Here is a 15,017-nt window from a genome sequence, read left to right as displayed (position 1 = left end):
CGCCCCGCGGCGCCGCCCCCCGCGGCGCCCGGCGGCCGCCCGCCGCGGGCCCGGTCCCACGGCGGGGCCGGGCCCGGCCGGTGGGGTCAGTGCCAGCCGACGGAGGCGTAGACCGGGAGCCGGCCGAAGTGCGGGTGCACACGCTCGTCCGGCGCGTTCCACTCCTCGGCGGGCACCAGGCCCGGCTCGATCGGCTCCCAGGTGCTGACCAGCTCGACGGTCTGCTCGTGCGGGCGGGGGGCACCCGGCTGGCCGGCCCGTTCGAACAGCGCCCGCAGCCCGCGTGCGCTGCCCTCGTCGCACAGCTGGCTGAAGAGCAGGAGACTGCCGCGCGCGGTGGCCTCCCGGTAGCCGCGGAGCACCTCGCGCGGCTCCTCGTGGTCGGCGATCTCCGGCAGCCCGGGCACCATCACGACGGCGATCGGCTGGGTGACGTCGAGGTGGGCGAGCACGCCCGGATGCCGCAGCACCTCGGCCGGCCTGGAGACGTCCGCCTGCACCAACGCGACCTGGCGATCCCGGATGTCCGGGAGGGACCGGGCGATCACCAGCGGATCCGGCTCGACGTACACCGTCTGGCTCTCCGGGGCGACGGCGCAGGCGACCTCGTGCACGGGGTCGACGGTCCCGGCCCCGCCGCCCAGCGCGAGGAACTGGTTCACGCCGTTGCGGGCCGCGAACCTGACCGCCCTGACCAGGAAGTCCTTCATCGCCCGAGCGGCGGCCGGCGCGTCCGGCCAGGCCAGCAGGATGGCCAAGGCGGACCTGCGGTCCACCCGCCGGTGCGCGGTGCCGCCGAGCAGCGCGTCGTACACCCCGGCCGGCGACGGGCGCTCGTTCAGGTCGCCCGCGGGCCGGAAGGCGCCGGGCCCGATCGGGGCGAGACCGCCGCCGGGACCGCCCAGATCGACCGGGCGCACCGGCCCGACCGGGGCGAACGGGCCGTCGGAGCGGAACTGGCTGTCGACCGAGGTGAGGTTCGCGATGCTGAACGGGCTGGTGGCGCCGCGGGACTCCGCGTGTCTGGCCACCTCGCCGGGTCTGTGTGGTCCGGCCGGCTGACCTGACCGGGCGGACGGGGCGCTGGCCGGCGGCCCTTCGCCGCCGGTCCTGGCCCGGCCGGCGGTGCGTAGCGGCCCTCCGGGCGCCGCGGAAGCCTGCATGCTGCCGCCGTGCCTACTGGCGAGCATCGGTCCGGTGGAGGTCATGTCGTTGCCTTTCGGTTCTGCTCGGCGGCGCAGACGCTCTGCGAGGCAGTGGGCGCCGCGGTCGGGTCCGGTCCAGCCGTCGGGACGCGGCGCTCTCACCCGGTAGGTGCCGCGGGCGCGGCAGAACCGAGCGGTCGCTGGAGCGACGGAGCTGGAGGGATTGGCTCCAACGGCGTTCGGGGCACGGGAGTCCGAACGTCGCCGGGGCTGTTGGCCGGCGATTGCCGACGGTGGGTGCGGTCGGCCGCGCGCGCCTGGGGTGCGCCGGGCGGCGTCGCCGCAAGGCCTGGGTACGTCAGCGCACCGGGCCGTCGTCCGCGCGCGGGGGCCGCGGGGCCCCCGACCTCGCCCGCACCGACCTCGTCGAGCGGTCTGCGCAACCGTTGTTGCCAGGCATGCGGTCCCCCTACCGTGTGGCGTGGCGAGATCAGATTATCGGTGCTTCAGCCCGCCGTATCAGTGCTTACCTATTTCTGAGGTGAGCCTTTTTCCGGTTGCCGCCCGGAATCGCCCGCTCGGTCGATGCCTCCGGTCCCCGGTCAAGATGATTACTATCCGTTTCTGCTTCCGATACAATGAGTGGGAGGAGTGTACGGGCTCCGCTCGCCGGTACCGGGGGCAATTCGGGACAACGTCTGACCAGGTACCCGGTGGCGCAGCGAAACGGGGGCAGCGGTGGCACACTCACCGACACGTCGGCTCGGTGGCAGCCCTTTCCCGCCGATCGCCGAGTACGCGTTCCTCTCGGACTGCGAGACCACCTGCCTGGTCGCACCAAGTGGCAACGTCGAATGGATGTGCGTGCCTCGCCCGGATGCGCCCAGCGTGTTCGGCTCGATCCTAGACCGGTCCGCCGGCGGCTTTCGGTTCGGTCCCGAGCGCATCATGATTCCTGCTGGACGCCGTTACCTCCCAGGAACCAACGTCGTGGAGACGACCTGGCAGACGCCGAACGGCTGGCTCATCGTCACCGACTGCCTGGTGGTCGGCCGCTGGCACCGCACCGCCGCCCGTTCCAAGACGCACCGGCGCACACCGATGGACTGGGACGCCGAGCACGTGCTGCTGCGTACCGCCCGCTGCGAGCACGGCACGGTCGATCTCAGCCTGGTGTGTGAGCCGAACTTCGACTACGGCCGTAAGCCCGAGTCGTGGGAGTACGAGGGCGACGGCTACGCGTCCGGGATCATCCGGAACGCCGACACCGACGTCACCCTGCGGCTGCGCACCGACCTGCGGCTCGGCTTCGACGGCCGGCGCGCGCTGGTGCGGACCACTCTCAAGGAGGGCGACACGGCTTTTGTCGCGCTTACCTGGCGGGCGCACGAACCAATGCTGCCCACGACGTACGCGCAGGCGATGGCCGCGGTTGACTCGACGACCGAGTTCTGGCGGCAGTGGCTGTCGCGCGGCATGTTCCCCGACCATCCCTGGCGCAGGCAACTCCAGCGCAGCGCCCTCGCGCTCAAGGGCCTCACCTACGCCCCCACCGGCGCGCTGCTCGCCGCGGCTACCACCTCGCTGCCGGAGACTCCGCAGGGCCAACGCAACTGGGACTACCGGTTCAGCTGGATCCGGGACTCGACCTTCGCGCTCTGGGGGCTCTACACACTGGGGCTGGACTACGAGGCGAACGACTTCTTCTCGTTTATCGCCGATGTCTGCGAGGAAGCCGACGACATCCAGGTGATGTACCGGGTCGGTGGCGAGTCGGACCTCCAGGAACAGGTGCTGGGCCACCTGTCCGGCTACGACGGCGCGACCCCGGTACGGATCGGCAACGACGCCTACAAGCAGCGTCAGCACGACGTGTGGGGGACCGTGCTCGACTCGGTCTACCTGCACACGAAATCACGTGACTATCTGTCCGAACGGCTGTGGCCGGTGCTGGTCCGGCTCGCCGAGTCGGCCGCGACCCATTGGCGCGATGCCGACCGGGGCATCTGGGAGGTGCGCGGCGAGCCGCGGCATTTCACCACGTCGAAGATGATGTGCTGGGTGGCGCTCGACCGGGGCCGCCGGCTCGCGCAGATGCGCGGCGACCTGAAGACCGCCACGCGCTGGAAGACGGTAGCGGAGGAGATCCACGCCGACGTCTGCGCCCGCGGCGTCGACGAACGCGGCGTGTTCACCCAGTACTACGGCTCGACCTCGTTGGACGCGTCGGCGTTGCTGCTTCCGCTGCTCGGGTTCCTGCCCGCGTCCGACGACCGGGTGAAGGCGACCGTGCTGGCGATCGCCGACGAGCTGACCGTCGACGGGCTGGTGCTGCGCTACCGGACCGAGGAGACGGACGACGGCATCGGCGGCGAGGAGGGCGCCTTCCTGATCTGCTCGTTCTGGCTGGTGTCGGCCCTGGTCGAGATCGGGGAGCTGCACCGCGCCCGGCAGCTGTGCGAGCGACTGCTGTCGATGGCGAGCCCGCTGGACCTGTTCGCTGAGGAGGTCGACCCGCCGACCGGTCGGCACCTGGGCAACTTCCCGCAGGCTTTCACCCACCTGGCGCTGATCACCGCCGTGATGTACGTGATCCGAGCCGAGGACGCCGAGGCCTACGCCCGCCCCTCACCCAGCACCTGACCGAACGTCCAGCCGACCGAACGCGCGCCCGCGGGATCCTGAGGTCCTAATGTTGGGGTGTGGCGAAGCTGGTGGTCGGGGGCGGACGGGTCGAGGTCGTGCTGAGCCAGGCCGAACGTCTTGCGGCCTTGCGTGGGGACGTGTCGGCGGCGCTGGACGAGATAGCCGACGTCCAGGTCTCGCCGCACCCGTTCGGCGAGCTGCGCGGCATCCGGGCCCCGGGGACCGGTGTTCCCGGGGTGATCGCCCTGGGCACCTGGCGTCACCGCGGCGGCAAGGACTTCGTTGCCATCTACCGGCGCCGGCCGGCCGTTGTCGTGCTGCTCGCGGCCGGCTGTGAGTTCGAACGCCTCATCGTCGGCGTCGAGGACCCCGACCAGACGGTCGCCGCCATCCGAGCGGCGACCGGCCTGGTCATTGGGGGAGCGTAGGGGAGTGGTCGGGGCTGTCCACATATGTGGACAACGGTTGTGGATAAATCTCAGCCGTGCAACTTGCCACGCCGGGCAGCTGACCTGCCGAATCGGTCCACCCGCGTTCCAGGCGGACCGTCGCCGGGGTCCGTCAGTGCCACTGGGTCGCCACGCCCAGGCCAATCACCACAAAACCAAAGCCAATGAGGATGTTCCAGCCGCCCAGCGCCTCCATACCGAGGACGCCGCCGTTGGAGAAGTAGTAGGTCAGCAGGTAGGCGATTCCGATCAGGAAGAACGCCATGATCATCCCGCCGAACCACCGGGGCGACGGTGACCGCCGCTTCGCGGTGACCGTCGAGGCGGGGCGGGCCGCAGTGGCCTTCTTCGGCTTGCGCCGTCGCGATTCGGGCACGGGACGGTCTCCTCGTCGAGGCTAGACAAACATTGCGTGCAGGCTATTACGGGTCCGCGCCGTGGTGGGCGCCCGATCCCCATCGGCGCGGCTGTAAGTGGGGGACTGGCGAGACACACCGAAGACCCAGAGTCGACAGGACCGCCCGTTAGACACGATGGTTTCCCTGTGCACAGTGGCCAGGGACGGCGAACCGACCAGGCGCGTCGGGTCGGCATCCCGGCGGCGGCGGCCCTCGCGGGCCTGCTGCTCGTGCTCGTCTGGGGGTCCGCCGGCGACGCCCCGCCGCCCGCCGGCAGCGCCCTGGCCGGCGAACACCGCGCGCTCGCGGGCGTGGTGGCGGCCGACCAGGCCGGCGTCGACCGGTCCCGCGACCGCCTGGCTCAGGTGCGGGCCGCCCTCGCGCCACCCAACCCGCTGGCGGCGCCGGAACCGGCTGGGCCGTCCCAGGTACCGCTCGCGGCCGGCTGCACCGGCCCCGACGGCCCGGACGCGCCGCCTGACTGCGCGGGACAGGCGGCGCTGCTGGCGCAGGTCGGCCTCACTCCCCTGCGCGGCACCGCAGTCGTCGTGTCGCTGGACGACACCCCACGTGACCGGCGCGCCGGCCCGTGGCCGTCCGGGGTCCGCGCCCCCGTCGCCGACGACCTGGTCGTGCACCAGCAGGACGTCCAGGCCGTGGTGAACGCCCTGTGGACCGGTGGGGCGCGGGCGATGACGCTGATGGGCCGGCGGGTCACCGCGCGGACCGCGGTCCGCTGCGTCGGGAACACGCTGCTGCTGGAGGGGAACGTCTACTCCCCGCCGTTCGTGGTCGCGGCGATCGGCGACCCGGCCCGGCTGACGGCCGCCCTGGACGCCGACCCCGGTGTCGTTCTCTACCGGGAGTACGTCGACGCCTACGACCTCGGCTACCACGTGGCGACGAAGGCGGACATGTCCTTCCCTGCCGCGACGGAACCGCCGACCGCCGTCTTCGCCACGCCGCTGACCGGTTGAGGGCCCGGGTCGGCCCTCCTGAGGGGCACAGGCCGCCGGGTCAGGCGAACGCGGCCTGGCGCAGGGTCTCGACCTCGTCGGACAGCGCCGGGGCGAGCGCGCGGCTGGCGCCGCCGTCGCCACAGGCGTCCAGCCAGCGCGCGAGCATCAGGTGCCCGCCCTGGGTGAGGACCGACTCGGGGTGGAACTGCACCCCTTCGATCGGCAGCGTGCGGTGCCGCATCGCCATCACCACGCCGCTGTCGGTCCGGGCGGTGATCTCGATCTCCGGCGGCAGCGTCGCGGCCTCGACGGCGAGCGAGTGGTACCGCGTCGCGACGAACGGGTTCGGCAGGTCGGCGAGCACCCCCGCGCCGTTGTGGTGCACGACCGACGTCTTGCCGTGCAGCAGCTCGGGCGCCCGGTCGACGGTCGCGCCGAAGGCGACGCCGATCGCCTGGTGGCCGAGGCACACCCCGAAGACCGGCAGCCCCGCGGCCGACGCCGCGGTCACCATCGGGATGGTCACGCCGGCCGCCTCAGGCGTCCCGGGGCCGGGGGAGAGCAGGACGCCGTCGACCCCGAGGTCGCCGACCCGCTCCGGATCGACCTCGTCGTTGCGCCGCACGACGCACTCCGCGTCCAGTTGGCCCAGGTACTGGACCAGGTTGAACACGAACGAGTCGTAGTTGTCGACGACCAGGATGCGCATCCCGCTCCCGCCTCCTGTCTGCGTCACCCGGTGGGGCTGGGGGTGGCGGTTCCGCCGCCGTGGCCGGGGCCGGTGGTACCCGAGGTCGGCAGGCCGGGCAGCGTCGGCGTCACACCGGTCGACGGCGTGCCGGTCGGGCTGCTGGTGGCCTGCGCGGCCACGACCAGGGTGATCGTGTCTCCACGGTTCACGGTCGCGTTCTTCGGATTCTGGTCGATGACGGTGCCCGGCGCCTGGTCGCTCGGCTGCTGCTGGACCGTGTTGTTCAGCCCCAGCTGCGTCAGGGCGGCCTGGGCCGACGAGACCGACTGGCCGATGTAGCTGCCGACGTTCACCTGCGAGCTGACCACGTAGATGATGACCGTTGTGCCCTGACCGGCCGGCTGACCGGCTACGGGATCGGTCTTCTCCACCCGGCCCGGCTTCTGCTTCGGCGGGTTGTTGCTGTCGCTGTAGGTCTGCTGGTCTACCTGGAACCCGCGCTGCTCCAGCTCGGCCCTAGCCGCCGACGCCGTCTGGCCGACGACGTCGCCCGGAACCTGGATCTGGTCCGGCGCGATCGCGACCGTCAGGGTGATGGTCGTCGTCAGCGGGACCTTGCTGCCTTCGGCCGGGTCGATGTTGAGAACCGTGTCCGGGGCGGTCCCGTCGGTGACCTTCTTCTGCACCGGAGTGGCGAAATGGGTGAAACCGAGATCGGTCAGCTGGTTCTTGACGACGGTCTGCGTCTGGCCCTTCAGGCCTTTGGGGATCGTGGCCTCGCTGTTTGAGCCACCGCCGCCCGACCCGCCGCCCTTGTTGGACAGCAGCGACGTCGCGACCAGGGAGACGACGACGAACGTGAGCACGACCGCGAGACCGGCCAGCACCCACTTCCAGGCGTTCGAGCCACGCTGGGGCGGCGGGGCCGCGCCGCCGGAACCGCCGTACCGGTTGTCGTCCGGTGGGAACCGCTCGAACTGGTCGGTGTAGCCGCCGACGGGGGCGTAGCCGCCACGGGTTCGGGTCTCGCCGCTCTGCCGGTAGGCCCCGGCCTCGTAGCCCGAGTCCTGGTAGCCGGTGTCGCCGTAGCGGTCGTAGGTGTCGTAGCCGCCGGTTCGGGGGTCGTCGCGGTAGCCGCCACGGGCGATCTGGGTCGCCGCGGCCGCGCCGCCAGCGGTCGGGCGGCCGGACTGCTGGGCGACCACCCGGCGGCCCGCGAGGGCCCGCTCCAGGTCGTCGCGCATCTCGCCGGCGCTCCCGTACCGGTCGTCCGGCTCCTTCTCCAGCGCGTGCAGCGTGACCGCGTCCGCGGCAGCCGACAGCTGCGGGTTGTGCCGCGACGGCGGATCGGGGATCTCCCGGACGTGCTGGTAGGCGACGGCCACCGGGTTGTCGCCCCGGAACGGCGGCTCACCTGTCAGCAGCTCGTAGAACAGCACCCCGGTCGAGTAGACGTCGCTGCGAGCGTCGACCTTCTTGCCCTGGGCCTGCTCGGGCGAGAGGTACTGGGCGGTGCCGATGACGGCCTGCGTGGCGGTCATCGTCGACGAGGTCGCGTTGTTGGCCTTGGCGATGCCGAAGTCCATCACCTTGACCGAGCCGTCCGGTGACAGCATCACGTTCGCCGGCTTGACGTCCCGGTGGATGATGCCCAGCCGGTGGCTGTAGTCCAGCGCCGCGCAGATGTCAGAGGTGATCTCCATCGCCCGGCGTTCCGGGAACGGGCCCTCCTGCTGCAGCACCTCGCGCAGGGTGCGGCCCTCGACGAACTCCATCACGATGTACGGCAGGCGGGAGCCGTTGATGATGTCTTCGCCGGTGTCGTAGACCGACACGATCGCCGGATGGTTGAGGCCCGCGGCCGACTGCGCCTCACGCTGGAAGCGCTTGAGGAAGTTCGGGTCGCGGGCGAGGTCCGAGCGCAGCACCTTGATGGCCACGTCGCGGCCCAGCCGGATGTCCCGCCCTCGGTACACCTCGGCCATGCCGCCGTAGCCGATGCCGGCGCCCAGCTCGTACCGGTCGCCGACGAGACGTGGTTCCGTCCCGTACAAGTCCGTCACGTCAGTCACCCGCGTTCGCCTCCACGACCACGATCCCACCACCGCGGGTACCGGTCGTCACCGCCTGTGTGACGGAGGACGCCGCATGGTTCGAACCACCCGAACCGGCGAGAGACCGGGTGATCAGCGCGCAGACGACCACCGTGATGGCCAGGAGCACCAGCAGGACAGGCAGGCTGAGCCGCCGTCTGCGTCCCGAGGCCGCTCCCGCGCGGGTGGATCCGGCTCGGCGGGCCGCGCGGGTGCCCGGCTGCCAGCCGGCCGGCTCGTCCAGCTCGCCGGCCGGCGCGAGGTGCGCGGCGGCCAGGCTGGTCTCGTCGCCCTGGTCGTCGCCGGCCCATCCGCCGGCGGCCGGCTGGTAGGAGGTCGGCGTGGGCTGGTAGGCCGTGGGCGCAGGCTGGTAGCCGGCCTGCTCGGGCTGGTACCCGGTGGCGCCCGGCTGCTGATAGCCGGTCGCGCCGGGCTGATAGCCGTTCGCTCCCTGCTGGTAGCCCGTGGCTCCGGGCTGGTAGCCCGTGGCTCCGGGCTGGTAGCCGGTGGCGCCGTCGGCACGGTTGGCGAAGCCGCCGCCCTGCTGGTAGCCGGTCTGGCCGGCTGGCGACTGGTACCCGGTGCCGCCGGGCTGGACCGGCGGGTAGCCCGTCGCGCCCTGCTGGTAGCTGGTCGCCGGCCCGCCCCGGCCACCGGGGTTCTGACCGGGATAGTTGGCGCCCGGCGCGACCGAGGCTCCAGCGCTGCCGGGGTAGCCGCCACGCGCGGCGGCGCTGCCGGGCGTGCTCGTACCGCCGGCGGCGGCCACGCCGGCCGGGCCGTCGGCGAGCCAGGACGCCGCTCGGGGGCGTCCACGCGGCGGCGGTCCGGCCGGGCCGGGGTGGCGTGCCGTCATGTCGGGGCTGGCGCCGCCGGCGCCGGCCGCCCAGCGTGGCTCCGGCGAGAACATCTCGCGCTGGATGGCCGCGGCGCTGCGCGCGAACCCACCGGCCGACGACGGCCGCCGGTTCGGGTTCTTCGCCATCGCCTGTTCGACGAGCTGGCGGACCTGGTGGGGCACGTCGCCCGGCAGCGGCGGGGGGTTGTCCTGCTGGTGCGCCATGACGACGACGATGGGGTTGCGGTCGTCGAAGGGCCGGCGGCCGGCCAGGCACTCGTAGGCGACGACGCCGAGCGAGTAGACGTCGCTCGCCGGGGTGACAGGGCGGCCCGAGGCCTGCTCCGGTGACACGTAGTAGGCCGTGCCCATCATGATCCCGGTGGCGGTCAGCGGAGCGGCGTCGACCGCCCGCGCGATGCCGAAGTCGGTGACCTTGACGACGCCGTCGTGACGGATCAGCAGGTTGCCCGGCTTGATGTCCCGGTGCACGATGTTCAGGGCGTGCGCGGCCTGCAGCGCGTCCGCCGCCTGGCCGAGGACGTCGAGCATCCGTTCCGGCGACAGCCGCTTCTCCCGGTGCAGGACGGCCGACAGCGGCTCGCCCTCGACGAGCTCCATCACCAGGTAGGCGGTCGGGTGATCGTCGACGGTGGCGACCTCGCCGTAGTCATAGACCGAGGCGATGCCCGGGTGCGAGAGACGCGCGGCGTGCCGAGCCTCGCCGCGAAAGCGCACCAGGAACGACTCGTCGCTGGCGTACTCCGGGCGCAGCAGCTTGACGGCGACCGGTCGGCCCAGCGTCTGGTCGACGCCGCGCCAGACCTCGCCCATGCCGCCGGTGGCTATCCGGCCGTCGAGGCGGTATCGGTTGTCGAGAACGGTGTTCGCCGGAACAGCACCGGCGAACGGCTGGGCTGGCTGCCCGGACGGGTTGTTCATCCTTGAATGTCCAATGCGATCTGCATGACCTTCTGCGCGATCGGGGCCGCGACGGAACCGCCGGTCCCGGACTCTCCGCCGCCGTCCTCGACCACGACCGCGACGGCGATGCTTGGGTTTTCGGCTGGGGCGAACCCGACGAACCAGGCGTGCGGCGGCTCGTTCGTCCCATGTTCGGCGGTGCCTGTCTTGCCTGCCACCGACACGCCGCTGATCCGTGCCTTGGTACCGGTGCCGGACGTGACGACGGATTTCATCATGGTCGTCAGCTCATCGGCTACCGAGGACGAGATGGGCTGTCCAAGCTCCTTCGGCTGGGTCTTGGAGATCTGCTTGAGGTCCGGTCCTTCGAGCTCGTCGACGAGGTACGGCTTCATCATCCGCCCGTGGTTGGCGATGGCCGACACCACCTGTGCCATCTGCAGCGGGGTGACCCGGTCGTCGAACTGGCCGATCGCCGACTGCGCGGTCTGCGCCTGGTCGAGCGACGAGGGGAAGACGCTCTTCGCCTCGGGAAGCTCGAAGCCGTCGATCGTCGTGTTGAACCCGAACGCCTGCGCCTGCGCGCGCAGCTTGTCCCCGCCGACCTGCATGCCGAGCGAGGCGAAAGCGGTGTTGCAGGAGATCGTCAGCGCATGGATCATCGTGTCGGTCTGCCCGTTGCCACAGCGTTCACCACCGAAGTTCGGCAGCTCGGTGTTGGACTGCGGGAGCTTGAGCCGGTCCGGCGCCGGGAGTACCGAGTTGATGTCGTACTGCCCGGTGGACAGCGCGGCGGCGGCGGTGATCAGCTTGAAGGTGGAGCCGGGCGGATAGGTCTGCTGCGTGGCCCGGTTCAGCAGTGGCTGGTTGGTGTCCGCGTTCAGCGCGTCGTAGTTCTTCTGCACCTGGTCCGGGTTGTGGCCGGCCAGGTCGTTCGGGTCGTACGTCGGCGCGGTCACCATCGCGAGGATCGCGCCGGTGCGCGGGTCCATCGCGACGACGGCGCCCTTGCGCCCGTTGAGCGCGGCCGAGGCGGCCTGCTGGATCTTCGGGTCGATCGTGGTCAGCACGTAGCCGCCCTTGCGGCCCGAGCCGGACAGCAGCGCGCTGACCCTGCTGGCCAGCAGCCGGTCGTCGTCGCCGTTGAGGAACAGGTTCTCGGTGTGCTCCAGCCCGGTGGCGCTGTACAGCGTGAAATAGCCGGTGATCGGCTCGTACAGCCGGCCGTCCGAGTACTGGCGCAGGTACTTGAACTCGTCGTCGACCGGCGTCGAGGAGGCCATCGTCACCCGGTCGTCCGCCGGGCCGGCGAGCAGACCGCCGCGCTGCCGGTCCAGCCGGGCCGCGATCTCCCTGGTGTTCGTCGGTTCCTGCTTCAGCGAGTGTTGGTCGCCGACCTGCACCCAGTTCGCGTTGACCAGCAGCGCCGCGAACAGGACGGCGCACACGACCGTGACCTTCCGGATCGGCCGGTTCACGAGCTCTTCACCACGACCTGCGTCCGCGCCCCGGCCACCGCGTCCGGGTCGTAGAGCGGCGCCTGCACGGCCTCCTCCCGCGGGCTGCGGATCGTGCTGTCGCTGATCCGCAACAGCAGCGCGATGATCGCCGCGTTGGCGACGATCGAGGAGCCACCGTAGGAGACGAACGGCAAGGTGATGCCGGTCAGCGGAATCAGCCGCATCACGCCGCCGACCTGCACGAAGACCTGGAAGGCCAGCGACGCCGACAGGCCGGTCGCCAGCAGCTTGCCGAACGGGTCACGGGCGCCGATGGCGGCCCGCAGCCCACGCATCACGATCAGCGCGTACATGACCAGGATCGCCATGACGCCGGTCAGGCCGAGCTCCTCGCCGAGGCTGGCCATGATGAAGTCGGTGTTCGAGAACGGCACCTTGCGCGGGTTGCCCTGGCCCAGGCCCGTCCCGGTGATCCCACCGGCGGCGAAGCCGTACAGGCCCTGGACGAGCTGGTAGGACTTGCCACTCGGGTTGGAGCCGTTGAACGCGTGCAGCCAGCCGTCGACCCGGACCTGGACGTGCGAGAACAGATGGTCCGCGAGCAGCGCGCCAGCGCAGAACAGCACCAGGCCGATCGCGACCCAGGAGACCTGCTCGGTGGCCGTGTAGAGGATCACCAGGAAGATCGCGAACAGCAGCAGCGACGAGCCCAGGTCGTTCTCGATGACGAGGACGCCGAGGCTCGCCGCCCAGGCGACCAGCACGGGCCCCAGGTCCCGTGGGCGTGGCAGCTTCAGGCCCAGGAACGTCGGCGAGGCGACGGAGATGACGTCGCGCATCCGGCTGAGGTAGCCCGCGAAGAAGATCATGAGCAGGATCTTCGAGACCTCGCTCGGCTGGAACGAGAACGGCCCGACCCGCAGCCACAGCCGGGCTCCGTTGATGGACGCGCCGATCCCGGGGACCGCCGGCAGGATGAGGAACAGGATGCCGGCGAGGCCCGCCGTGTAGGTGTAGCGGGTGAGCGTCGTGTGGTCGCGGACGATCGCGAGGACCAGCACGAACACGATGATCGCGAGAAGGGTCCAGACCAGCTGGGTCTGGGCGGCACCGGCGGTGACCGTCTTGTGTGCGGCGCGCTGCGCGTCCGCCCTGGCCAGGTCGATCCGGTAGATCATCACGAGGCCGATGCCGTTGAGTGCCGCGACCAGCGGCAGCAGCATCGGATCGGCCGCCGGGGCGAACCAGCGGACGGCCAGGTGCCCCAGGCCCCACAGCGCGAAGAACCCAAGCCCATAGGTGGCGACCTGGAAGGTCAGCGTGCCGTTGTGCGCCAGCATCAGCGCGGCCAGCGCACCGGTCGCCAGAATTCCCGCGAACACCAGCAGACCGAGCTCGCGCCGACGGTACGGCGGGATCTCGAGCCCTGGTGGTAGTGGGAATCCGGCGAAGGTGGCCGTGAGGTCCGCGGGGCGTGGCCGGCGCAGCGGCGGCAGGGTCATGGGGACGGGGACGTCAGGCTCACGCAGTTGAGGGCTGCCGCCGGGTCTGAGGTCGCACAGGCGGCGATCGAGGCCGCCGTGCCGGGCAGCGTGCTTCCGTTGGTCGGGGTCGCCGTCGGAGTCGTGGTCGGCTTCGAGGTGGACCCACTGGCCGGGACGGTCCGCAGGTTCCTCACTTTCTTCTGCGCGTCGGCGAGGTCATCCGCGTGCAGACCGGACCGGACCGCGCTCTGGTCCGGCTCGGCCACCTCGGAGATCGGCCCGAAGGTCGCATGCACGCTCGACAGCGCGTCGAGGCTCTGCACCCCCTGGAAGATCGCGACCTTGTTGTCGTGCACGCCGACGTAGTACTGGCTGCGCACCCACGCCCAGCTGGCGATCGCGGTGACGACGATCAGCACCGCGACCGTCGCGCTGACGAAGACGACCCGGCGGCGGCCCCGGCCAGGGGTCGCGCCGTCGGCGAAGTCCTCGGGCGACAGCCCACCCCGGGACGCCCGGCCGATCCGGGCGGCTCGGGCGGCGGCCGAGTCGCTGTCCGGATTGCGCGGGTTGGGGCCGACCCGGGCCGGCGTGGCGCCAGGAACGCTGTCCTTCTCGGCGGCTGCACCGGCCACCATGGCGGCCTCCGCCGCATCCTCGTCGTCGACGATGTCCGCGACGACGACCGTGATGTTGTCCGGGCCGCCGCCCTTGAGCGCCAGCTCGATCAGCCGGTCGACGGCGTCCTGCGGGCTCGTTCCCAGCAGCGCCTCGAGGATCGTCTCCCCGCTGACGACGCCGGACAGGCCGTCGCTGCACAGCAGGTAGCGGTCGCCGACCCTGGCCTGGCGAAGCGACAGGTCCGGGTCGACCTCACGGCCGTCGAGGGCCCGCATCAGCAGCGAGCGCTGAGGATGCGAGTTGGCCTGCTCCGGGGTGATCCGTCCCTGGTCGACCAGGTCCTGCACCAGGGTGTGATCGTGCGTGATCTGGCTCAGGACCTCGTCACGCAGCAGGTAGCAGCGGGAGTCGCCGACGTGCAGCACTCCGAACTGGTCACCCGAGGCCAGTATGGCGGTGACAGTGGTGCCCATCCCGTCGAGTGAACCGTCGCGGGCGGACATCGCCCGCAGGTTCGCGTTGGCGTCGTGCATGGCGGAGACGAGCGCCTCCACCAGTTCGTCGGCCTCGATCTCGGTGTCCAGGTCGGCCAGCGCGGCGATGACCGTCGAGCTTGCCACCTCACCCGCCGCGTGACCACCCATACCGTCGGCGACGGCTAGCAGGTAGGGACCGGCGTATGCCGAGTCCTCGTTTCCTTCTCGGACGTGGCCAACGTCCGAGCGGATCGCATAGTGAAGCCGCAGGCTCACCGGCGGAGCTCCAGGACCGTCTTGCCGATCCTGACCGGCGCGCCGAGGGATACCGGCATGGGCGTGGTCACTTTCGTGTGTTCGAGAAAGGTTCCGTTGGTCGAGTTGAGATCTTCGACGAACCAGCGCCCGTCGTGAGGGACGAGTCTCGCATGCCGGCCGGACGCGAAGTCATCGTCAAGAACCAACGTCGAGTCCGGAGCCCGTCCGATGGTGATCGGTTCGCCGGTTAGTGGGATGACAGTGCCCGCTAGCGGACCCTTTGTGACCACGACCTTGCTTGGCGGGTATGCATTGGGTGCGTTCGGTGGTGCCGGTGCCGGTAGGCCCGCCGGTGGTTGAGCCGGCTGCTGATGACCGCGCGGCCGCGCCGCGGCCTCCCCGCCGCCGCCCGCGCGGACCGGAGTGCCCCGCCGCTGCACCCGTCGCCGGGCGGGTTCGAGCAGATCCGCGCGGATCGCGCGGACGACCAACAGCACGAACGTCCAGAGCAACGTCAGGTAGCCGATTTTCACCAGCAACAGGACGAGCTCGTTCGGCTGGGATGGGTCCATCAG

General features: G+C 71.3%; 12 protein-coding genes. 3 read left to right on the top strand and 9 right to left on the bottom strand.

Annotated features, from left to right (window positions below):
• Positions 1-86 precede the first annotated feature (86 nt).
• On the bottom strand, positions 87-1,031 hold the full coding sequence (locus tag I6A60_RS18505) for an SAM-dependent methyltransferase (RefSeq protein WP_307873748.1): 945 nt from the start codon (positions 1,029-1,031) through the stop codon (positions 87-89).
• Between the two features lie 852 nt (positions 1,032-1,883).
• Between I6A60_RS18505 and I6A60_RS18500 the strand changes: the two genes are divergently transcribed.
• Both I6A60_RS18500 and I6A60_RS18495 read left to right on the top strand, forming a co-directional pair.
• A complete protein-coding gene (locus tag I6A60_RS18500; protein ID WP_203019559.1) occupies positions 1,884-3,788 on the top strand; it encodes a glycoside hydrolase family 15 protein in 1,905 nt (634 codons plus the stop codon).
• Between the two features lie 59 nt (positions 3,789-3,847).
• Positions 3,848-4,219 carry a hypothetical protein gene (locus tag I6A60_RS18495; protein WP_013421290.1) on the top strand — a complete coding sequence of 124 codons (372 nt, stop codon included), beginning with the start codon at positions 3,848-3,850 and terminating at the stop codon, positions 4,217-4,219.
• A 133-nt stretch (positions 4,220-4,352) separates the two neighbouring features.
• Here the strand turns inward: I6A60_RS18495 and I6A60_RS18490 are convergent, their stop codons facing one another.
• The gene (locus I6A60_RS18490; RefSeq protein WP_013421291.1) at positions 4,353-4,616 is read right to left on the bottom strand and encodes a cell division protein CrgA; all 264 of its coding nucleotides are present in this window, start codon (positions 4,614-4,616) and stop codon (positions 4,353-4,355) included.
• A 168-nt stretch (positions 4,617-4,784) separates the two neighbouring features.
• Here I6A60_RS18490 and I6A60_RS18485 point away from each other — a divergent pair, with 168 nt between their 5' ends.
• Positions 4,785-5,615 (top strand): DUF881 domain-containing protein, encoded by an 831-nt coding sequence (locus I6A60_RS18485; RefSeq protein ID WP_307873747.1) that lies wholly within the window; start codon positions 4,785-4,787, stop codon positions 5,613-5,615.
• 40 nt (positions 5,616-5,655) lie between these two features.
• Here I6A60_RS18485 and I6A60_RS18480 read toward each other — a convergent pair whose 3' ends face one another.
• Genes I6A60_RS18480 through I6A60_RS18450 form a run of 7 tightly spaced genes read right to left on the bottom strand, consistent with a single transcriptional unit; the run spans position 5,656 to position 15,014 of the window.
• On the bottom strand, positions 5,656-6,306 hold the full coding sequence (locus I6A60_RS18480; RefSeq protein ID WP_203019614.1) for an aminodeoxychorismate/anthranilate synthase component II: 651 nt from the start codon (positions 6,304-6,306) through the stop codon (positions 5,656-5,658).
• Between the two features lie 23 nt (positions 6,307-6,329).
• Positions 6,330-8,360: a Stk1 family PASTA domain-containing Ser/Thr kinase gene (gene pknB / locus I6A60_RS18475; RefSeq protein ID WP_203019561.1), complete on the bottom strand. Its 2,031-nt coding sequence runs from the start codon at positions 8,358-8,360 to the stop codon at positions 6,330-6,332.
• Positions 8,353-10,161: a serine/threonine-protein kinase gene (locus I6A60_RS18470; protein ID WP_203019569.1), complete on the bottom strand. Its 1,809-nt coding sequence runs from the start codon at positions 10,159-10,161 to the stop codon at positions 8,353-8,355. Before I6A60_RS18470 ends, pknB begins: the two co-directional genes overlap by 8 nt.
• A complete protein-coding gene (locus I6A60_RS18465; RefSeq protein ID WP_203019571.1) occupies positions 10,158-11,621 on the bottom strand; it encodes a penicillin-binding protein 2 in 1,464 nt (487 codons plus the stop codon). The genes I6A60_RS18470 and I6A60_RS18465 overlap by 4 nt, the downstream gene beginning before the upstream one ends.
• Positions 11,618-13,105, bottom strand: a complete 1,488-nt coding sequence (locus I6A60_RS18460) for an FtsW/RodA/SpoVE family cell cycle protein (protein ID WP_203019573.1) — start codon at positions 13,103-13,105, stop codon at positions 11,618-11,620. Before I6A60_RS18460 ends, I6A60_RS18465 begins: the two co-directional genes overlap by 4 nt.
• Positions 13,102-14,460, bottom strand: coding sequence for a PP2C family serine/threonine-protein phosphatase (locus tag I6A60_RS18455; protein WP_203019575.1), 1,359 nt, complete (start codon positions 14,458-14,460; stop codon positions 13,102-13,104). Before I6A60_RS18455 ends, I6A60_RS18460 begins: the two co-directional genes overlap by 4 nt.
• Entirely contained in the window at positions 14,457-15,014 is a 558-nt protein-coding gene (locus tag I6A60_RS18450; RefSeq protein WP_203019577.1) for an FHA domain-containing protein, read from the bottom strand. The genes I6A60_RS18455 and I6A60_RS18450 overlap by 4 nt, the downstream gene beginning before the upstream one ends.
• Between the last annotated feature and the right edge of the window lie 3 nt (positions 15,015-15,017).

Origin of the sequence: Frankia sp. AgB1.9 (assembly GCF_016786355.1) — a bacterium.
Classification (GTDB): Bacteria; Actinomycetota; Actinomycetes; order Frankiales; family Frankiaceae; genus Pseudofrankia.
Note: the sequence above shows the minus strand (reverse complement) of the source record. Positions and strands in the feature narration are given on the sequence as shown.